We start from the raw sequence: 19,375 nt of genomic DNA on the forward strand, positions 1-19,375 counted from the left end.
GTGAGGGACATGTCCGAGAACACCGCTACGAACGAGCCCTCCGCCCGCGAGCTGGCCCGGCGCGAGAAGGTCTCCGCCCGCCACGTGGAGCTGGGCGGCGCCTATTACGTCCTGCTCGGCGCCACGGTGGTCTACTTCGTCACCCTGCTGCTGCCGCAGGCCACCGGCGTGCAGGGCTGGCAGGTGGTCACCTTCAGCGACGCGGCGGCCGACGCCGGGGTCAAGCTGACCGAGTACGTCTTCGCGGTGCTGTGCCTGCTGGGCATCGGCGTGTTTACCACGGCGACGCTGATCACCCGCCGCACCGCTCTGGCGCTGATCGCCTGGATGATCACCACCGTCGGGGTGGCCTACTCGCTGCTCGCCGTCTGGCTGCGCCTGCAGCGCCCAGGCTCCGAGGCCGACGTCACCCTCGGGGTGGGCACCTACCTGATGATCCTGGTGGTCATCGTCGCCTTCGTGGCCTACGCGATGACCGTGCTGCGCCGCTCGCCGGAGCAGCGCGAGATCGCCCGCGCCCGCGCCGAGACCGACGACGTCGACGAGGTCGCCCGCGCCCAGCGCGAGGCCAGCCGGAACCCGGGGGCCAACCCGCTGCTCGTCGACGACCGCCGCGACCGCTCCCGCCGCCGCGCGCAGCGCCGCTCCCATGAGGACGCGGACACAGAGGACAAGACAGAGGACTCCGCCGACTAGAGGGCCAGCTCGAAGGAGCCCAGCCGGGCCAGCTCCCGCGCCCCGAGCCGGCGCGCCAGCCCGGCGGCGGCCGGGTCGTCGGGGGAGTAGGTCAGGAAGAACTCGCCCTCGCCGAGCGCGAGAAGTGCGCGCGTCACGCGCGAGCCCAGCCCGGATTGCCGACGCCCCCGCGCCACCACCGTGGTGCCGTGCTCGGCGACGTCGGCGCGTTGCCCGGCGGTGCGGTAGGCCTCCGCCAGCGCGACGGGCCGGCCGTCCTCCACCAGCACCGTCATCACCCCGTGGGTGCCCTCGGCGGCCAGGCGCGCCCGGGTGCGTTCCAGGCGCGCGCGGTCCCACGGCTCCGGTGCGACGGCCAGCGCCCCGTGGGCGCTGTCGGCGTCGTCGACGGCGAAGAGCGCGCACACGCCCTCGACCAGGTCCCCGGGCACGGCGAGGTCCTCGACGACCACGACGCCGTCGTCCGGCTCACCGCCGAAGTCGACCACGGCCTGCACCTCGGTCAGCGCGTGCCGGAAGCCACAGGCCTCGAACAACGCCCCGAATCGCGGGTCGCGGGTGAAGGCCTGCAGCGTGTCGCGGCCGGCGGCGCGGGCCACGCCTGCGGCCGCCGCGAGCAGTTCCTGGACCGCGACGGCGAGCTGCGGGACGTCGTCAATCGGGGTGGGCGCCGGCGGGCACAGCCCGACGTCGGGGACGATCTCCACGGCGGCCAGGCGCCGGGCGTCCTCGGCCGGTAGGATCACGTGCGCGAAGCCGGCGGCCTCGGCGTCGGGGTCGGCCATGACCGGCAGCCCGAACTCGCCGACGGCGGCCGGGCCGGGCTGGTCCACGAGCGCGAGCAGCACCGAGCGCGGGGCGAGCGGGTCGCCGCCGACGAGCTGGGTGTGGACGTCCTCGACGGCGACGGCCGCCGCCGGGGTGCCCGTGGCCTCCTGGGCCAGGAGGTTCGCGGTGAAGCAGAAGGTGCGCACGGCGTCCTCGGCGCCGGGCGGCACCAGGACGGTGCGCAACTCAGCGGTCCTCGAGCGCCTCGGCGGCGGTCTCGGCCCAGGAGGACCACTGGGCGGCCAGCGCACGCAGCTGCTCGGCCTTCTTCGTGTCGCCGCGCGCCTCGGCCTGCTCGGCCTGGGCGGCGAGCTCCTCGACGCGGCGGGTGAACTGCGCGGCGCGCTCCTGGGCCTCGGGGTCGGTGCGGCGCCACTGCGACTGCTCGGCGTCGGTGACTCGCTTCTCCAGGCCGGCGATCTTGTCCTCGAGCTCGCGCATGCGGGCGCGTGGCACGTAGCCGATCTCGTCCCACTTCTCCTGCAGCTCGGCCAGCTTTGCGCGAGCCTGGTCGAGGTTCTTGTCCGGGTCGATCAGCGGCTCGTACTCGGCGATGAGCGCGTCCTTGGCCTTGCCGTTGGCCTCGAACTCGCGGTCCTTCTCCGCGTTGACGGCGTCGCGCGCGCCGAAGAACTTGTCCTGCGCGGCGCGGAACTGCTCCCAGAGCTTGTCGTCGGCCTCGCGCGGGGCGCGCCCGGCGGCCTTCCACTCCTGCATCAGGTCGCGGTAGGCCCGCGCGGTCTCGCGCCACTCGGTGGAGTCCTGCAGCGCGACGGCGCGCTCGACGAGCTCCTCCTTGCGGCGCTTGGCGGCGGCGCGACCCCGGTCCAGCTCGGCGAAGTGGGCGCCGCGGCGGCGGTGGAAGGCGTCGCGGGCGCGCGCGTAGCGCTTCCACAGCCGGTCGTCGGTGGCGCGGTCGATGCCGCGGATCTTCTTCCACTCCTCGAGGATGGCGCGGATGCGGTCGCCGGCGGCCTTCCACTGCGTGGAGTTCTCCGCGATCTCCTCGGTCTCCGCGATCAGCTTCTCCTTGGCGGCGATGGCCTCCTCGCGGCGCCGCTTGCGCGACTCCTCGACGCGGCCCTTCGCGTCCCCGGCCTCCTGGCCGATGCGGCCGAGCTGTTCGCGCAGCGCCTCGATGTCGCCGATGACGGCGGCCTCGTCGAGGCCCTCGGCCAGGCTCTTCGCCTGCGCGCGGATGGCGTCGGCGTCCTCGGGGTGGCTCGACAGCCGCGACTCGAGCACGGCGATCTCGGTGACCAGGTCGTCGTAGCGGCCCGCGAAGTGACGCAGCCCCTCCTCGGGCGTGCCCGCCTGCCACTGGCCGATCTCGCGCTCTCCGTCGGCCGTGATCAGGTAGACGGTGCCGTCCTCGGCCACGCGCCCGAAGCGGTGCGGGTCCGCTGCTGGCGCGGGCTTCGGGGTCGGCTTCGGCTTCGGGGTCGCCGAGGGCCGCGCGAGGTCGCCGGGGGTGGGGATCCGGCCCGGCATCGCGCCGGGGGTGGGGCGCGGCGACGGGGTGGGCGTGCCGGGGGTCGGGTCAGTCATGCGTCTGTCTCCTTCGGTGGAGGTCAGTGCCGCGGGCGAGGCCCGCGACCGGGTCGACGGGTGGGGCAGGGGCGGTGCGCCCCGTTGCCAACAATCTAGCCGGTTAGGCTCGAGGCATGCACGCGACAATCGTGGTCATGCCGGGAAGCCCGGCCCTCGTCCCCGAGCTCGCGCCGCGCGACGAGCCCGCCCGGCGCCTCGTCGCCGGTGTGCGCGCCCTCGTCACCGCCGACCGCCCGCTCGACCTCGTCGGCTCGCGCGACCGGCGGTGGTACACCGCCCGCACCGGCTCCCTCGGTGCCTGGGGCGCACCGCAGGTGCGGCACGACGTCGGCAATTACCTTCCTGAGCTGGTGCAACGTTCAATTGTCGACGTCCCGGTGCGCGCCGTGCGCGGTTCCCTTCAGCGTCCCGACCCCGAGGCGCTCACGCTGCTGGCCCTGGACGGCTCGGCGGGGCTGACCGCGCGCGCCCCGCTCGCGCTCCTCGACGGCGCGGCCGAGGCCGACGCCTGGTGCCGGGCGCTCCTTTCCGGTGAGGCGCCCGAGCCGTGGTCGTCGGAGGACCTGCGCGCCGCCGGCGTGCTCGAGCCCGAGCTGTGGCTCGAGCTGGCCGGGTTCCCCGTCGTCGACGCCGAGCTCCTCGACGTCGACACCACCACGGGTGTCGGCCGCTACCTCGCGCGCCTGACGGTGGAGGTCGCGTAAATGGTCTCCTCTTCTGTGGGCGCCGAGGGCGCCGCCGGCGCCGCGCCGCGCCCTGTCGCCGTCGTGGGCCCGACCGCCTCCGGCAAGTCCGAGCTTGGCCTCGCACTGGCCGAACGCCTCGGCGGCGAGGTGGTCAACGTCGACTCCATGCAGCTCTACCGTGGCATGGACATCGGCACCGCCAAGCTCACCGTCGCCGAACGCCGCGGCATCCCGCACCACCAGCTCGACGTCCTCGACGTCACCGAGCCCGCCTCCGTGGCCCGCTACCAGCGCGAGGCCGCCGCCGACGTCGAGGCGATCCGCGCGCGCGGGCGGGTGCCCGTGCTCGTCGGCGGCTCGATGCTCTACTACCAGGCCCTCGTCGACGACTTCACCTTCCCGCCGACCGACCCCGAGGTGCGCGCCCGGTACCTGGCGCGTCTCGGGGAGCTCGGCGCGCCGGGCCTGCACGCCGAGCTCGAGCGCGTCGACCCTCAGGCCGCGCGCGTCATCGAGGACAACGACGGCCGGCGCATCGCCCGCGCCCTCGAGGTCGTCGAGCTGACCGGCAGGCCCTTCGCCGCCAGCCAGCCGCCGCGCGATCAGCCGCCGCGCTGGGGCACGCGGATCCTGGGGCTCGCCACCGAAAGCGCGTGGCTCAACGACCGCATCGCCCGGCGCACCCGCGCCATGTTCGACGCCGGGCTCGTCGAGGAGGTCGACCGGCTCGTGGCCGCGGGGCTGGAGCGCGAGTCGACCGCCGGGCGTGCCATCGGCTACGCCCAGGTGCTCGACATGCGCGCCGGGTTGCTCAGCCCCGAGGAGGCGGTCGAGCGCACCGAGTCCGGCACGCGGCGCTACGTGCGCCGGCAGCGTTCCTGGTTCCGCCGGGACAAGCGCATCCGGTGGCTGGATGCCGCGGGCGGCCTGCTGGGCGAGGCGCTGTCTGCTCTAGACTCGGAGCGGTGAACGCTGAGTCTGCTGCCGCCTCTGATGCCTCTGATGTGTCCGACCAGGCCGTGACGCCCTTCGCCAAGGGCCACGGCACCGAGAACGACTTCGTCATCGTCTCCGACCCCGACGCCGCGCTCGCGTTCCCGCCCGAGCGCGTCGCCGCCGTGTGCGACCGCCGCGCCGGCATCGGCGGCGACGGCCTGCTGCGCGTGGTGCGCGCCGGGGCGCTCGTGGCCGCCGGCGAGATCCCCGCGCTGCCGGAGGGCGTCGCCGAGACGGACTGGTTCATGGACTACCGCAACGCCGACGGCTCGGTCGCCGAGATGTGCGGCAACGGCGTGCGCGTCTTCGCCCACTGGCTGCGCTCGCGGGGGCTCGTCGACACCGACGAGTTCACCGTCGGCACGCGCGCCGGGGCGCGCCAGGTACGCGTGCTCGAGTGCTCCGAGCACGACGCCCGCGTCAGCGTGCGCATGGGGGCCGCGACCGTGACCGGGGTGTCGACGGTGCGGATGGGGGACTTCGACTTCGCCGGGCTCGGCGTCAACGTGGGCAACCCGCACCTGGCGGCCGTGCTGCCGGACGCGGACGCGGCGACGATCCGGGACCTGGCGCTGTGTGCCCCCGAGTTCGACTCCGAGTTCTTCCCGGCCGGCGTCAACGTCGAGGTGCTCACCCCGCTTTCCGACGGCGCGGTCACCATGCGTGTGTGGGAGCGCGGCGTGGGCGAGACCCGCTCGTGCGGTACCGGCACCGTCGCCGCGGCGACGGCCGCGCTCGCCGACGCCGGCGTGGCCACCGGTGCGGTCACCGTCCGGGTGCCCGGCGGTGAGGTCGCCGTCGAGATCGAGGAGACGGGGGAGCAGGGTGCTCAGGGCGCTGGTTGTGCTGAGGGCGCTGGTCGTGCTGAGGGCGCTGAAGACGCTCCCGCCGTCGAGGCGACGCTCACCGGGCCGTCGCGCATCGTCGCCACCGGCGAGATGGTGCTCTAACGGTTTTCGGGGCCGGGGCCGGGCGGTGCAGTGACCTACTGCAACCCCCATTCGGTCCCGCTGATGCTGGTATTGGCACGGTGGTGCGGTGATCCACTGCAACGCCCGCGCCCCAGAGTCCTGCCGGCCGTTGGCTTCCCGATGCAGTAACTCACTGCAGACCCCGACAGTCCCGAGGGGCCTCCAGCCCCTCGACCCCGTTGCAGTGATCCACTGCAAGCCTCGGCAGTCCCCGGGGTCCGTCGCCCGCTCGGCACCGATGCAGTGATCTACTGCAACCCCCATCCAGTCCCGTCGATGTCGACCTTGAGACGGCAATGCAGTGACCTACTGCAACCACCCGCCATGAGGATCCAGGGAGTAGGGGCGCAGTGATCCACTGCAACCCTCCGCCTGTCGGCTGCGGCCCACCGTCCCTGCCGGCCCCGCCGGTCCCTCGACCCCGTTGCAGTAATCCACTGCAACCCCCTCGGCCCTGGGCCTGCCGACCGCTGGCCACCCAACGCAGTAACTCACTGCAGGATCAGCCGAGCGGTCGTTTCGATCGCCCCTCGAACCCGTTGCAGTGACCTGCCGCAGACCCGGACCGGCACGCACTCGTCGTCCGCTAGGCACCGGTGCAGTGATCTACTGCAACCCACACCCGAGACCACCTCAACCGAAACTCACAGCCCATGTTCGAACACCCGGGCGATCTGTGTCACGCCCCTGCGCTACACTGACGCCCGAACACACAAGGCACGACAAAGTGCCAGCACATGCAGCATAACCAGGGGGTAGAAAGGAACATGCGACACCACCGCGGACGACCCAAAGGCCACCACACAACATCGAACACTTTCTCCAAGAAACTCGGCCGGCGCCACATCCGCCGCACGATCATCCGGAAGGCAACCACACGACGCCAACGCATCACCGCCAAAAAGATCAAAACCACCCTGCGCGCACGCCAAACCGCCCGCGACCAACGCGAAGAAGACCTACGCCTCATGCGCGCCAACAGGTGGCGAAACAACCAGGTCCCCGGCGGACACATCCCACCGAAAGACGGCACCAACCCACCTAACTACTTCTCGAATACCGACCAGACGGACCCGGTGGCGGTCAAAAGCCAATTGCGGCGCCGGCTGGACTACGAGATCTGGATGGACAACCAACCCCGAGCTGATGAGACCATCACGTCCTACTCGACACGTATGGCAGCCTCCACCGCTGTCAGCCGGTACACGATCAAGGACTCGTATGTGGCCAGCCTGGGCGCCTTCATCGACAAACTGCCCAGGCTCAAGGCCCTGCAGGAGATGCTCTTCCACATCGAGGTCGGCTCGCTTCGCACCATCGGGGCCGCCGTCATGGCCGTGGGGGACCCCGGGATACTGGCCCGCATCGACGAGGGCATCACGGATTTCCTCACCCCCACCGCACCCAGGCAGGCGTTTCCGACGACGTCGAAGATCAGCGACAAGATCAACGAACTGGTCAACCTCTACGACCCCGACATCCGGCTTCCCCGCGACTTCGACGACGACGGCAAACCCGCACCGGTACCCGGCATCTTCGAGATGAACGACTCGATTCCAGGTCTTACCGAGTACTACATGACTTTGCCTGATGATCAGGCGAGCATCCTCAACAGTGCGCTGCAGACAAGGGTCCGCTCGGAGGGGATCAGTCTGACCGAGGCGTTCTACAAGACACTGATGGACAACGTCACGATCGCGGTGACCAAGTGGGTCTACCAGGCAGGCGACCTGACCCACGCCCCGATGTGGATGCCCGGTGTCGGCTGGCTCGGCCCGGCCGCGCAGGCCAGGTGGGAGGCGATGATCACCGCGATCAAGGACGTCACCGAAGGAAGGCAGGAGGAGACACAAGCCCATGATCCGACGATGGGTCTGGATGCCTGGCTGACCGGTGTGCACGCGGACTGTTCGGGTCCGTCGTCGACGACGAAGACGCCTGCCACCCAGTTCGAGCACCGCATCCCTCACGGGCAGGGTGGGGCCACCGCACTGGATAACGCCTCGAGAATCTCCCAGCACTGGCACAACCTGAAGACCGACGGGCAGGTCAAATACCTCCACGATCCGGTCACCGGCATGACCATCTGGTTGCTGCCGAACAACATCTTCCAGGTAAGCGTCCCGGACGGTCCTCTGACGCCGGGTGGTGCACGGTTGGCGATGACCGTCTCGGAGCACCGCCAGCAGGCTGAAAAGCGGGCGAGGGCCCGGGGTGAGGCGAACCGGGCCGCCTACAACGAGGAGATCGACTACGACCCGGCAGCACCTGTGCCCTTCTGATCTGATCCGGCTAAGGAGCGTCGATGCCGTTCTGCGGCACCGGCGCGCCAGCAGGGAAGGAGCACCGCGCAACCGTGGGGTCTGTCGCCGACGGCGACCGACGGGACGTCGGCAATTGGGCAACTGAAGGAGAGGAGAGGTCAATGCGAGTCGTCGGCGGTGACGTCGACCATGTAGTCGGCGATGCCGGCCGGGTCGGCGAGGAAGTCCTCCATGGCCTGGAAGGCGACGGTGTCTGTGACCCGGTCGCGGTGACGGATGCCCGCCTCGCGGTCGATCTCCCAGATGGCCGCGCCCGGGACCGCGGCGACGATCGGGGAGTGGGTGGCGACGATGATCTGCGCGCCCAGTTCGGCGATCTGGTGGAGCTCGGCCATCAGAGCCATCTGGCGCACGACCGAGAGACCGGACTCGGGCTCGTCGAGGAGGTAGAGCCCCGACGCGTGGAAGGCCTCCCGGATGACGTGGACGACGGACTGGCCGTGCGACATCGCGTTGATGTCGCGCACTCCCGGCCCGTCCGCACCGAGCTCGCGGCCGACGTGGTGGTGCGACTCGGCGCGCAGGAACCAGCCGGCCATCGGGCGGCCAGTCATCAGCGCCGCCGCTCGGCCGAAGAGGTGGTTCTCCGCGGCGGAGCCGGGGTTGCCGGTCCAGGGGCCGCCGTGCGTCGGGAAGCGGCAGCTGTAGGCGAGCGCCTCGAGGAAGGTCGACTTGCCGGTGCCGTTCTCGCCCGAGATGACCGTGACCGGGGAGGAGAAGGACAGGGTGCGCCCGGCCGCGACCGTGCGGAACACCGGCAGCTGCATCACCCACTCCGGGACCGGGGGAGCGGACGCCGCGCGCGGCGAGTCCGACGAAAGCAGGTACAAGCCGTCGACGAAGAGACCACGATGATTGCGCAGGGCACTCATGGACGACCCCCGTCATCGGTGAGGAAGGCCGCGGTGCCGGCGGGGTCGGCGATGAACTCACGGGTCGCGCTGACCGCCTCCATGGCGTCGAAGTCGGTGGGCCCGAGCCGGCCGTCGCGCAGTTCGAGCAGCTGTGCCCCGGGCACGGCCATGAGCACGGGGGAGTGGGTGACCACGATGAACTGGGCGCCGGCCGCGGCCAGGTTGGTGATGCGCCCCAGGAGCTCCAGCTGGCGGAAGACGGAGAGGCCGGCCTCGGGCTCGTCGAGGATGAACAGCCCGTCGCCGTGGAAGCGTTTAGAGACCAGGCCCATGAGGGACTCGCCATGACTAAGCTCCGTCAGCCGCAGCTGCGGGCCGAGCCCGGCGTAGTAGCCGACCGTCTCGAGGTGGGTCTCCCCGCGGAGGAACCACCCGTCGCGCGGGTTGCGCCGGCGGCTGAGCACGATGTGCTCCGAGAGCCGGGAGACCGTCTGCTCCGAGCCGTACTGGCGGGCGTTGCGGGAGCCGCCCATGGCGTCGAAACCCGCCGCGACGGCGACCGCCTCGACGAGGGTGGACTTGCCCGAGCCGTTCTCCCCGCCGATGACGGTGACCGGGCGGGTCAGCTCGAGCGGCTCGCGCTCGAGCGCGAGGGTCAGCGGCAGCCCGGCGAGGTATCCGGGCAGGTCGGCGGCGGGGCAGGCCAGGCGCACCGACGTCAGGTACGCCGGGCCCGGACCACCCCGGCCGCGCGAGCCGCCGACCACGGAGACGTCAGTAGTCCTGCTCGGGCACCTGGACCTCGCCGAGGGCGGAGAGCTCCTCGACGGTGTCGTAGTCCTTCTCCTCGCCGGTGCCCGGCATCTTGATCATCTCGACGTCCGCGATGAGCTCGCGGGCGGCGACGTCGCGGGCGCCGCCGTGCTTGGCGGCCACGCCGTCGAGCGCCTTGCGCAGCGCCGGGGTGCGCCACAGCTGGCAGAGATGCTGCAGCTGGCCGTCGTCCGACTCGACGACGGCGACGTCGGCGTCCTGGGCGCGCTCGAGGGTGCGGTAGAGCGGGGCGATCAGCGCCGGCGCGTGCGGGGCGTCGACGGTGAGCACCATGGTGTAGCGGCAGGTGGCGTCGAAGGCCGCGGCGATGCCGGCCACAGGGCCGCCGCCCGCGGGCTTCTCGCTGACCTGGCGGATGCCCTCGGGCAGATCGAGGGTCTCGCTCGGCGAGACCACCGTGACGATCTCCGGCCCGGGCAGCTGGCGCAGGACCGCGTCGATCAGGCGCACGCCGCTGACGCGCACGAGCGCCTTGTCGACGTTGCCCATGCGCTTGCCCTGCCCACCGGCGAGGACGATGGCGTGGATGCTGGACATTTAAGACTCCTCCGTTCGGCCTGGCGTCGGACGCGACCAGTCGCCCGACCTGCCCCCTGATTTTGCCACGATCGCGCAGGTGCGGATGTAGGCGGAGCGGTCGACGCCCTTGACCATGTCGATCACGGTCAGGCAGGCGACGGTCACGCTGGTCAGTGCCTCCATCTCGACCCCGGTGCGGTCCGCGGTGCGCACGGTGGCGGACACCGTGACGTGGTCCTCCTCGATCGAGAGGTCGACCACGCAGCCGTGCACGCCGATCACGTGCGCCAGCGGCAGCAGGTCCGGGACCTTCTTCGCCGCCGCGATGCCCGCGATGCGGGCGGTGGCGAGCACGTCGCCCTTGGGCACCGTGCCGTCGCGCAGCGCGGCGAGGATGTCGGGTGAGCAGGCGACCTCGCCCCGGGCGGTGGCGGAGCGCACGGTCGGCGTCTTCGCGGTGACGTCCACCATGCGTGCCTGCCCCCGGGAGTCGATGTGGGTCAACTGGGGTTCGCGAGGTTCGGAACTGGTCATGGACACCGAGTCTAGCGGGCGCGCAGCACGACGGTGGGCGCGTTCGGGCGCGTGACCGCCAGCCCGTCCGCCCCGGCGAGCGCGCCGACCATGTGGGAGCCGCGCGCCGCCGACATCCGGGCCACACCGGCGGCCCAGTCGAGGCGCACCGGGGCCGCCGAGACACCCCCGTGGCGCGGCGTGAGCTCGCCGTCGAGGGGCAGCGCGACCTGGGGGAGCTCCTCGATGGCACCCGCGGCGGGCAGTCCGGCGAGGCGGCGCACGGAGGGGGCGACGAAAAGCACGGCCGAGGTCCAGGCGGCCACGGGGTTGCCGGGCAGGCAGACGACCGGGGTGTCGCCCCACAGCCCGGCACCCTGTGGCTTCCCGGGGTGCATGGCCAGCGGGTAGAAGTCCATCCGCGCGCGCCCGTCGGCGGTGGCGGCGTGCCCGAGCGCCTTTACCACGTCGAAGGCCCCGGCCGAGATGCCGCCAGCGGTGACGACGAGGTCGCTGCCGGCGGCCGCCTCGTCGAGGAGCCCGGCGAGCGCGGCGGTGTCGTCGCGGCAGTGCGCGGCGGTGACCTCGGCGCCGAAGTCGCTGATCAGGCGGGTGAGCATCGGCCCGTTGGAGTCGGGGATGCGCCACAGCTCGTGTCGGGCGTCGGGCGCGGTCTCGTCGCCGGTGGTCAACACGCACACCCGCGGCACGGGCCGGGCGGTGACCGCTTCGACCCCGCAGGAGACGAGCGTGGCCAGCGTCCCGGCGTCGAGCGGCAGGCCCGCGGGGACGGCGACGTCGCCCGCGCGCAGGTGCTCGCCGGCGTGCCGGATGTGCGTGCGGCCCGCGTCCAGCGCGGTGACGGTGACGCGGGCGGGCAGCTCGACGCGCGGGGCGTCGGTGTCCTCGACGGGGACCACGGCGACGTCGTCGTCGCAGGCGGGCACCACCGCGCCGGTCATGATGCGCACGGCGGCGCCGGCCGGGATCTCGACGGGCGGGTGGCCGGCGGGGATGTCACCGGCGACGGGGAGGCACGCGCCGACGGCGAGGTCGCGCACCCGGGCGACATAACCGTCGACAGCGGAGACGTCGGCGGGCGGCACCGCGCGCAGGGCGCGCGCGGCGTCGGCAATCACGCGGCGGGGGTCGGCGCCGCCGACGGCGACGGTGCGCCCGGGCAGGGGGGAGACGAGTTCCTGCACGGCGCGCAGGTGATTGACGACGTCGCGCTGGTGCGACTGGGTGGGCATCGTGCGCTAGCCGCCGATCGCGGACATGGGGCGGTCCGGCTGGATGAAGGAGGGCTCGTCGATGCCGTGGCCGGGCAGTTTCGCCCACATAACGGCGCGCCACGCGTCGGCGAGCTCGGAGTCGGTCGCGCCGGAGCGCATGAGGTCGCGCAGCGATGTCTCCTCGCGGGCGAACAGGCAGTTGCGCACGGAGCCGTCGGTGGTCAGGCGGGTGCGGTCGCAGGTGCCGCAGAACGGGTGGCTCACCGAGGCGATCACGCCGATGCGGCCGGTGACCTGCGGGGCCTCGCGGTCGATCGCGTTCCAGACGGCCGCGGGGGCGGAGCCGCGCGGCTCGGCGGCGGGGGTGAGCTCGAAGCGCGTGCGCAGGTCGGCGAGGATGTACTCGGCGGTGACCATGCGCGTGCGGTCCCACTGGCCCGGCGGGCCCAGGGGCATTTGCTCGATGAAGCGCAGCTCGAGGCCGCGCTCGAGGGCGAAGGCGGCCAGCGAGACGATGTCGTGGTCGTTGATGCCGGGCATGATCACGGTGTTGATCTTGACCGGGGTCAGGCCTGCGTCGAGGGCGCCCTGGATGCCGCGCAGGACCCCGGCGTGGCGGTCGCGGCGGGTCAGCCGACGGTAGTGCTCGGGGTCGAGGGTGTCCAGGGAGATGTTGACGCGGTCGAGGCCGGCGGCGGCCAGGCGCGCGGCGCGCTTGTCGAGGCCGAGGCCGTTGGTGGTGATCGCGGTCTGCGGGGCGGTGCCGTCGTCGGTGCGCAGGCGCTTGGTCGCCGCGACGATGTCCTCGAGCGAGCGGCGCAGCAGCGGCTCGCCGCCGGTGAAGCGGACCTGGCGGATGCCGAGGTCCTCGACGGCGATGCGGATCAGCCGCAGGGTCTCCTCGTCGTCGAGGGTCTCGGCGGTGGGGAACCACTCGAGGCCCTCGGCGGGCATGCAGTAGGTGCAGCGCAGGTTGCAGCGGTCGGTGAGAGACACGCGGAGGTCGCGTGCGACGCGGCCGTAACGGTCCTCGAGGGGGAGGGCCTGGAGAGAAGTGCTGTCTCGGGTCATGGTCCCTCCAATGATAAGTCCGGTCCCGTCGGAATTAAAGAAACCTCTCCTCGGGCGGCGGGCCGGCGGGCTCGCCGGTGCCGTGGTAGCTCTCCGGCGGGGTGATGCGCTCGACGGCCAGCCGGATCAGCGCCTCGTCGTGGGCGTGGTTCTGCAGGTGGCGGTGGATGAGCAGGCCCTCGTAGAGCGAGTCGAGCACGAGCGTGGTCGGCCAGTCGAAGTGACGGGACATCGCCTCGCGGCAGCGGCGCACCCAGCGCAGGAAGATCGCCCGGTAGCGCGGGGCGCGCAGGGCCAGGGCGTAGATCTCGATGGACAGCGAGACGCCGCGCTCCTCGACGGTGGACTCGCTCGTCAGCGCGGAGACGACGGTCTCGCGGGCGGAGGCGAGGTCGTCGGCGGCGGCGGAGGCGGCGCGGAACTCCGCGGCGGAGAGGTCGGTGAAGCGGAGGAAGGCCTCGGTGATGAGGTCCTCGCGGCCGTCGAAGTAGTAGGTCAGCGAGCCGAGCGGCACGCCGGCGCGGGCGGCGATCTTGCGCAGCGAGGTGCCCTCGACGCCGTCGTCGGCGATCACGTCGAGGGCGGCGTCGATGATGCGGTCGCGCCGCTCCGGGTCGTGGCGGGGGGTGCGGGGTGGGCGCGTCGTGGTCCATGTCGGTCACGCTACCCGGGCCGGTCAGGCCGGGGTGTTCGGCGGGACCTCCTCGGCCGTCGGCGCGTCGCTGCGGCGCCGGGAGGTGCGGTAGGCCAGCCAGATGCCGTAGAGGCCGACGACGGCCCAGACGAACTCGGTGACGAAGAGGCCGACGTTGAAGGGCTTGATGGCGGTGTAGACGAACGCGGCGCTTGCGCCAGATCTTGAAGATGCCGTAGACGCCGATGAGGCTCCAGATCACCTCGGTGAGGAAGACGCCCATGTTGATCGGCTCGGTGACGAAGGCGGAGTAGGCCAGGAAGCCCGCGCCGATGGCGTTGAGCCACTGGTAGGTGTAGTGCTCGGCGGTCAGCTTGCCCAGGGTGAGCAGCGCGAAGCCGGCGAGGAGGGCGACGGAGGCGATCAGCCCCGTCACGGTCATGACATCGAGTTCCATGATGGTCATTTCTCGGTGAGGCCCCCCGGCCTCAGCGGTCGTTGTGTTCGGCGTGCCGGCGCTTCTCGGGGCGGCGGTGGTCCTCGACGGTCGGCAGGGCCAGCGCGCGCAGCGTGTCGGTCATGCCGGCGAAGTCCGCGTCGAAGGCGTGTAGGCTCTCGAGCTGGTCGGCGCGCAGCCTGCCCTCTTTCTCCAGGTACTTCAGCCGCGGGTACCGGCCGGCCAGCAGGAGGCCGAAGTCGACGCCGAGGTCGCGCTGGACCTCCGTGGTCGGCCCGCCGCCGGCCTCGGCGAAGCAGCGGACGTCGGCGAGCGCGTCGTGCAGCATGCGCAGGTCGAGGTCGACGCCCGGCTCGGAGCCGTCCTCGGTGGCGTAGGAGTCGACGCCGGTGCGCGACGGGCCGGTCTCGGTGTCGCGCCAGCGGCGCATCCGCAGCGTGTCGGTGGCCAGCACCGGCTCGTTGAGCTCGAGCACCTTCGCGTCGGGCTCGCGCGTCAGCTGACCCTGGCTCATGCGGATGAAGGTGTGCCGGCGGCTCATGTCGGGGCGCAGGCAGCGCAGGCCGACGGCGAAGGCGTCGAGGTCCTCGCGGGTGAAGTTCCAGCCGAGGTAGCGGGCGACGGGCAGGATCTCGTAGTCGTCGGGCCCGGTGCCCGGGAAGCCGAAGCCGGTCTCCTCGATGTAGGCGCGCACCCGTTCGCCGGCGGCGTCGTCGAGGATCATGTCCTCGTGGACGGGATACATGTGCTCTGACTCCTTCTAGATCATCTGCATGCGGTCGTAGTCGTCGTTGTCCTCGAACCAGCCGCCGCGGCCCTTGCCGACGATGTCGTAGCGGTTGACCACGTCGATGCGCTCGACCCACTTGATGGAGCGGAAGCCGGTGGAGATCTCCTGCCGGATGCGCATCGGGGCGCCGTTCTCGATCGGCACGGTCTTGCCGTTCAGCGAGATGGCGACCAGGGTCTGCGGCTGGTTGGCCTCGACCAGGGGCGCGGACTCGTAGTAGAAGCCCTCGTCGTAGACGGCGTCGTCGCGGCCCATGTTCCGGAAGCTCTGGAAGACGACGTCGGTCGCGCCCGGCAGTGGGCGGGCCAGGTCGAGGATCGTCTTGAGCGGCACGCCGCCCCACTCGCCGACCCAGGAGAAGCCCTGCACGCAGTTGTGCATGGTCACCTGGGAGTGGTCCTTGGCCAGTTCGCGCAGGTCTCGCATGGACAGCACCATTGGGCGCTCCACGCAGCCGCCGATCTCGAGGTAGTAGTCGTCCTCGTAGTTGTTGGCCACCATCGCGGTGTACTCGTCGATCTCCGGCGGGCAGCCCGAGCCGCGGAAGAGGCGGCCGGTCTTGAAGCCGGGGAAGTCCTGGCGGCTGGGCAGCTTGATCAGCCGGCGGGTCAGCGGGCGCACCAGCGCGTTGTTGAGCTGGCGCACGATGTGCGACTTGTGGAGCGAGGTCTTGGTGGCGACCACGTGGAAAAAGACCACGAAGGCGAGCAGCGCGGTGAAGATGACGCCGCCGTCGACCGGGGAGTCCGAGTGTCCGAAGACCATCTTGGAGACCTCGTGGCCGTAGCCGTGCATGATGACCATCGCGACGTGGATGACGATGAAGACCAGGTAGATGATCAGGCCCCAGAAGTGCAGGGTGCGGATGACCTGGCGGCCGCCGAGGGCCTTGGTGATCCGCGGCCAGTGCGTGTTGACGGCCGGGGTCTGGAAGAGGCCGGTGAAGATCATGAAGGCCGGCAGGATCAGCATCACGAAGGCGTAGGAGAGCTGCTGCACCGAATTGAAGGGCATGCCGTCCTGCGCGTGCGGGATCTGGAAGGCCGGGTAGTTCACCACGTCGTCGAGGGCCTGCGGGAAGACGTCCCAGCTCTGCGGGACGTAGCGGCGCCACTGGCCGGTGACGGCGAGCAGGACGTAGTAGATGAGGAAGCAGGTGACGTAGCCGGTCACCGTGATGAAGTGCCAGCAGCGGCCCTGGCCGAGCTTGCCGTAGCCGGGCAGCGAGACGATCGGGGAGTAGTTCTCGTACTCCGCGCCGACCGCGTAGTACTTGTGCTTCGGCTTCTCCTTCACCGTGAACTGGGCCCAGTGCTCACCGGGCTGGTTCTGCACCTTGCGGTGCAGGCGCGGGTAGGTGCCCAGGATCTCGATGCCCGAGCGGATGAAGAAGGTGACGGAGATGATGTTGAGGAAGTGCTCGGCACGCAGCCACCAGGAAAATCCTAATTCCATTGTCTCTTTCTCCTTCGGGCTCTCAGTCCGTGAAGCCCTGGTCGTCGGGCCAGGCGACGATCATGCCGTAGTTGATGGCCCAGTTGAGCACCCAGTAGGCGACGGAGGCGAGCATCATCGTGTTCCAGCACGCCGCCAGCTCGACGCTCGCGCCGTTCCAGACGTAGGGCGCGTCGCCGAAGAGCCCGCCGACGTAGACGAGCACGGCGACGGTGGCCACGAGGCTGCCGTAGTCCCAGATGCGCATCCGGGTGCACAGGCCGAGCGCGAGGTAGACGGCGGCCAGTGCCGCCACCGCCCACAGCGCGAACCCGGCCCCGGGGAAGGGGAGGTGGTCGGAGAGCGCTACGGCCACCGCGGTGCCGCCGATGACGGCGACGACGATCAACAGCAGCGCCTTGGTCAGGCGCGGCAGGTTGATCCGGATGTAGCGCGGGAACGGCGCGCGCTCCCGCCCGGCGGGATGTGGTGGAACACATCCTCGGTGGCGTTGGGGGCCCCGACCGCGTTGATCTCTTTCATGGGGCGACCCTTTTCCAGTCAGTCCGTCCCCCGGGGCGTCCGCGCCCGGCGACCGATGTGCCGGGGTTTATCCACGACGTTTCCCGTGCGGCTTGACACACCGGAGTCTAAGGCGGAACCCGAGGGCACGCCTAGTGTACGGGCGTACATATGCGCAGGTGACCGGAGTTGCGGAGGGCACGGAAAATCCCCCGGCCGACAAGCCGGGGGATTGTCACTGACGAGTCCGTGAAAAGAGTTCAGGGGCTTCAGTCGACGACGATGACCATGAGGTCGCGCGGGCCGTGCACGCCCTCGACGCGGACGAGCTCGATGTCCGAGGTCGCCGAGGGGCCGGAGATCATGGTCACGGGCAGCTCGGGGTCGAGGCGGCCGACCATCTCGGGCACGCCGTAGACGACGGTGTCCATGCGCACGATGCACACGTGCCGGTCGGGCACGAGGGTCAGGGCGCGGCGGCCGTTGGTCGCGTTGGACTGCAGGCAGATCGTGCCCGTCTGCGCGCAGGAGACGTGCGAGTCGGTGACCACGGCGTCGACGGAGTCGAGCTCGCGCGGGTCGGAGTCGCGGGAGTCCGGGGTCCATTCGGCGTCGACCTCGGCGAAGAGGCTGGCGTCCAGGCCCTCGGCGTAGCGCACGGTGTGCGCGCCGCGCTCGGAGAGCACGCGGGCCAGGGTGGCCGGCAGCTCCTCGGCGCTCGAGCGGGTCACGTCGGCGCGGTAGTCGACCAGCCGGTCGACCAGCAGCTCGCGCAGCTCGTCGCGGCCCATCTCGGAGGTCGTGTCGTACTCGCGGGGCACCTCGACCTCGGCCGGGGTGTGCGAGAGCTGCTGGGCGTCGCGGACCCGCTTGAGGATCTCGCGCTTGGCGTCGGCGTTGCGGCGCTCCTCGGCGGTGGTCATCGGTTCTCCTCCTCGTTGTCCTGCGCGGCGTCGGGCTCCTGTGCGTCGGGCATGCCCTCGCGGCGGGCCTCGTCGAGCAGTTCGCGGGCCTCGTCGGAGTTCCACCAGGAGCGGAAGGACTTCTTCGGGGGCACGGCGGTGTCGCGCACGTCGGTCCAGCCGGACAGGAAGCTCGGCAGGTGGGTGATCGTCTTGTCGAAGCCGCCGAGCACGCGGCCGAGGAAGATCCCCTGCATGACGGCGTTCCACATCTTCGGGTGCCCCATGACCAGGCCGGCGGCGTCGAGCAGGGCGCCCTCGATCTTCGGCCGGTGGTTCTCCACCTTCTGGTGGCGCAGCTCGAGCAGGATGTCCGTGATCGGGATCTTGACCGGGCAGACGCTGTCGCAGCGCCCGCACAGCGAGGACGCGTAGGGCAGCGAGGCCGAGGGGTCGTCGGTGGAGTCGATGCCGGTCAGCTGCGGGGTGATGATCGCGCCGATCGGGCCCGGGTAGACGGAGCCGTAGGAGTGGCCGCCCGCGCGCTCGTAGACGGGGCAGACGTTGAGGCACGCCGAGCAGCGGATGCACTTGAGCGCCTCGCGGCCGATCTCGTTGGCCAGCGCGTGGGTGCGGCCGTTGTCCAGGATCACCACGTGGAAGTCCTGCGGGCCGTCGCCCTCGGTGGTGCCGGACCACAGCGAGGTGTAGGGGTTCATGCGTTCGCCGGTCGAGGAGCGCGGCAGCAGCTGCAGGAAGACGCCGAGGTCGGAGAAGCGCGGCAAGAGCTTCTCGATGCCCATCACGGAGATCAGGGTCTCCGGCAGGGTGAGGCACATGCGCCCGTTGCCCTCGGACTCGACGATGGAGACCGTGCCGGTCTCCGCGACGCCGAAGTTGCAGCCGGAGATGGCGACCTTGGCGCGCATGAACTGCTCGCGCAGGAAGAGGCGGGAGGCCTCGGCCAGCTCCGGCGGGTTCGCCGGCAGCGACTCGTCGGTGTTGGGCATCTCGCGCACGAAGATGTCGCGGATCTCCGCGCGGTTTCGGTGCAGCGCGGGCACGACGATGTGCGACGGGCGGTCGTGGCCGAGCTGGACGATCAGCTCGGCCAGGTCCGTCTCCTGCGCGTGGATGCCGGACTCCTCGAGGACCTCGTTGAGGGCGATCTCCTGGGTGGCCATCGACTTGATCTTGACCACGTCGGTCTCCCCGGTGGCCTTGACCAGGTCGGTGACGATCCGGCCGGCCTCGGCGGCGTCGCGGGCCCAGTGCACGTGGCCGCCGCGGGCGGTGACGGCCGCCTCGAACTGCTCGAGCAGCTCGGGCAGGTGGGCGGCGACCTCCTGCTTGATCGCGGAGCCGGCGTCGCGCAGGCGCTCCCAGTCGTCGCACTCGGCGACGACTCGGGCGCGCTTGGCACGGATGGAGGTGGTGGCGTGGTGCAGGTTGCGGCGCTTGGTCGCGTTGTCCAGCTCGGTGTGGGCGGCCTTGGTGAAGCCGACGTCGCCGCGCAGGGCGCTGGGGGAGTGGGAGGCGACCGGCGGCATCGCCGGGC

Annotated in this window: 20 protein-coding genes and 1 pseudogene; 5 read left to right on the forward strand and 16 right to left on the reverse strand. The window is 71.3% G+C overall.

All coding sequences use genetic code 11. The features are described 5' to 3' along the window. The first annotated feature begins 9 nt into the window (after nt 1-9). Nucleotides 10-696, forward strand: coding sequence for an Rv2732c family membrane protein (locus tag QQA02_RS00490; RefSeq protein WP_284776249.1), 687 nt, complete (start codon nt 10-12; stop codon nt 694-696). Here the strand turns inward: QQA02_RS00490 and QQA02_RS00495 are convergent. Further along, the gene (locus tag QQA02_RS00495; RefSeq protein WP_284862944.1) at nt 693-1,709 is read right to left on the reverse strand and encodes a GNAT family N-acetyltransferase; all 1,017 of its coding nucleotides are present in this window, start codon (nt 1,707-1,709) and stop codon (nt 693-695) included. The two genes, QQA02_RS00490 and QQA02_RS00495, sit on opposite strands and share 4 nt — an antisense overlap. Nucleotide 1,710: 1 nt before the next feature. Next, complete coding sequence (locus QQA02_RS00500; protein ID WP_284862945.1) at nt 1,711-3,072, reverse strand: DUF349 domain-containing protein; 1,362 nt, start codon at nt 3,070-3,072, stop codon at nt 1,711-1,713. A gap of 116 nt (nt 3,073-3,188) precedes the next feature. Here QQA02_RS00500 and QQA02_RS00505 point away from each other — a divergent pair, with 116 nt between their 5' ends. The 4 genes from QQA02_RS00505 (at nt 3,189) to QQA02_RS00520 (ending at nt 8,010) form a co-directional block, all read left to right on the forward strand. Further along, nucleotides 3,189-3,779, forward strand: coding sequence for a hypothetical protein (locus tag QQA02_RS00505; protein ID WP_284862946.1), 591 nt, complete (start codon nt 3,189-3,191; stop codon nt 3,777-3,779). Then, nucleotides 3,780-4,730 carry a tRNA (adenosine(37)-N6)-dimethylallyltransferase MiaA gene (gene miaA / locus QQA02_RS00510; protein ID WP_284862947.1) on the forward strand — a complete coding sequence of 317 codons (951 nt, stop codon included), beginning with the start codon at nt 3,780-3,782 and terminating at the stop codon, nt 4,728-4,730. A 50-nt stretch (nt 4,731-4,780) separates the two neighbouring features. Then, nucleotides 4,781-5,707, forward strand: coding sequence for a diaminopimelate epimerase (dapF, locus tag QQA02_RS00515; protein WP_284863046.1), 927 nt, complete (start codon nt 4,781-4,783; stop codon nt 5,705-5,707). A 758-nt stretch (nt 5,708-6,465) separates the two neighbouring features. Then, on the forward strand, nt 6,466-8,010 hold the full coding sequence (locus QQA02_RS00520) for a hypothetical protein (RefSeq protein WP_284862948.1): 1,545 nt from the start codon (nt 6,466-6,468) through the stop codon (nt 8,008-8,010). 140 nt (nt 8,011-8,150) lie between these two features. Here the strand turns inward: QQA02_RS00520 and QQA02_RS00525 are convergent, their stop codons facing one another. The 14 genes and pseudogenes from QQA02_RS00525 to QQA02_RS00580 all read right to left on the reverse strand — a co-directional run bounded on the left by QQA02_RS00525 (nt 8,151) and on the right by QQA02_RS00580 (nt 19,367). Beyond that, a complete protein-coding gene (locus QQA02_RS00525) occupies nt 8,151-8,924 on the reverse strand; it encodes an AAA family ATPase (protein WP_284862949.1) in 774 nt (257 codons plus the stop codon). Beyond that, nucleotides 8,921-9,673, reverse strand: coding sequence for an AAA family ATPase (locus tag QQA02_RS00530; protein WP_284862950.1), 753 nt, complete (start codon nt 9,671-9,673; stop codon nt 8,921-8,923). The genes QQA02_RS00525 and QQA02_RS00530 overlap by 4 nt, the downstream gene beginning before the upstream one ends. A 7-nt stretch (nt 9,674-9,680) precedes the next feature. Further along, nucleotides 9,681-10,277: a molybdenum cofactor guanylyltransferase gene (gene mobA / locus QQA02_RS00535; RefSeq protein WP_284862951.1), complete on the reverse strand. Its 597-nt coding sequence runs from the start codon at nt 10,275-10,277 to the stop codon at nt 9,681-9,683. Further along, complete coding sequence (moaC, locus tag QQA02_RS00540; RefSeq protein ID WP_284862952.1) at nt 10,278-10,793, reverse strand: cyclic pyranopterin monophosphate synthase MoaC; 516 nt, start codon at nt 10,791-10,793, stop codon at nt 10,278-10,280. It lies immediately after the preceding gene. 11 nt (nt 10,794-10,804) lie between these two features. After that, entirely contained in the window at nt 10,805-12,025 is a 1,221-nt protein-coding gene (locus QQA02_RS00545) for a molybdopterin molybdotransferase MoeA (RefSeq protein WP_284862953.1), read from the reverse strand. A gap of 6 nt (nt 12,026-12,031) precedes the next feature. Further along, on the reverse strand, nt 12,032-13,078 hold the full coding sequence (gene moaA, locus QQA02_RS00550) for a GTP 3',8-cyclase MoaA (protein WP_284862954.1): 1,047 nt from the start codon (nt 13,076-13,078) through the stop codon (nt 12,032-12,034). 34 nt (nt 13,079-13,112) lie between these two features. Continuing rightward, nucleotides 13,113-13,673 carry a TetR/AcrR family transcriptional regulator gene (locus tag QQA02_RS00555; RefSeq protein ID WP_350309445.1) on the reverse strand — a complete coding sequence of 187 codons (561 nt, stop codon included), beginning with the start codon at nt 13,671-13,673 and terminating at the stop codon, nt 13,113-13,115. An 81-nt stretch (nt 13,674-13,754) separates the two neighbouring features. Further along, nucleotides 13,755-13,901, reverse strand: a complete 147-nt coding sequence (locus QQA02_RS11685; protein WP_502870959.1) for a hypothetical protein — start codon at nt 13,899-13,901, stop codon at nt 13,755-13,757. A 31-nt stretch (nt 13,902-13,932) separates the two neighbouring features. Continuing rightward, nucleotides 13,933-14,178 (reverse strand): annotated as a pseudogene (locus QQA02_RS11690) (CBU_0592 family membrane protein); the annotation flags it as partial. A 22-nt stretch (nt 14,179-14,200) separates the two neighbouring features. Then, the gene (locus QQA02_RS00560; RefSeq protein WP_284862955.1) at nt 14,201-14,914 is read right to left on the reverse strand and encodes a hypothetical protein; all 714 of its coding nucleotides are present in this window, start codon (nt 14,912-14,914) and stop codon (nt 14,201-14,203) included. A 15-nt stretch (nt 14,915-14,929) separates the two neighbouring features. Further along, the gene (locus tag QQA02_RS00565; protein WP_284862956.1) at nt 14,930-16,414 is read right to left on the reverse strand and encodes a molybdopterin-dependent oxidoreductase; all 1,485 of its coding nucleotides are present in this window, start codon (nt 16,412-16,414) and stop codon (nt 14,930-14,932) included. Nucleotides 16,415-16,436: 22 nt separating this feature from the next. Further along, nucleotides 16,437-16,802, reverse strand: a complete 366-nt coding sequence (locus tag QQA02_RS00570; RefSeq protein WP_284774033.1) for a hypothetical protein — start codon at nt 16,800-16,802, stop codon at nt 16,437-16,439. Between the two features lie 382 nt (nt 16,803-17,184). Next, a complete protein-coding gene (locus QQA02_RS00575) occupies nt 17,185-17,838 on the reverse strand; it encodes a LutC/YkgG family protein (protein WP_284862957.1) in 654 nt (217 codons plus the stop codon). Next, nucleotides 17,835-19,367 carry a LutB/LldF family L-lactate oxidation iron-sulfur protein gene (locus QQA02_RS00580; RefSeq protein WP_284774195.1) on the reverse strand — a complete coding sequence of 511 codons (1,533 nt, stop codon included), beginning with the start codon at nt 19,365-19,367 and terminating at the stop codon, nt 17,835-17,837. The genes QQA02_RS00575 and QQA02_RS00580 overlap by 4 nt, the downstream gene beginning before the upstream one ends. Nucleotides 19,368-19,375: the final 8 nt, after the last annotated feature.

This window comes from Corynebacterium sp. MSK006, from assembly GCF_030232385.1.
Classification (GTDB): Bacteria; Actinomycetota; Actinomycetes; order Mycobacteriales; family Mycobacteriaceae; genus Corynebacterium; species Corynebacterium frankenforstense_A.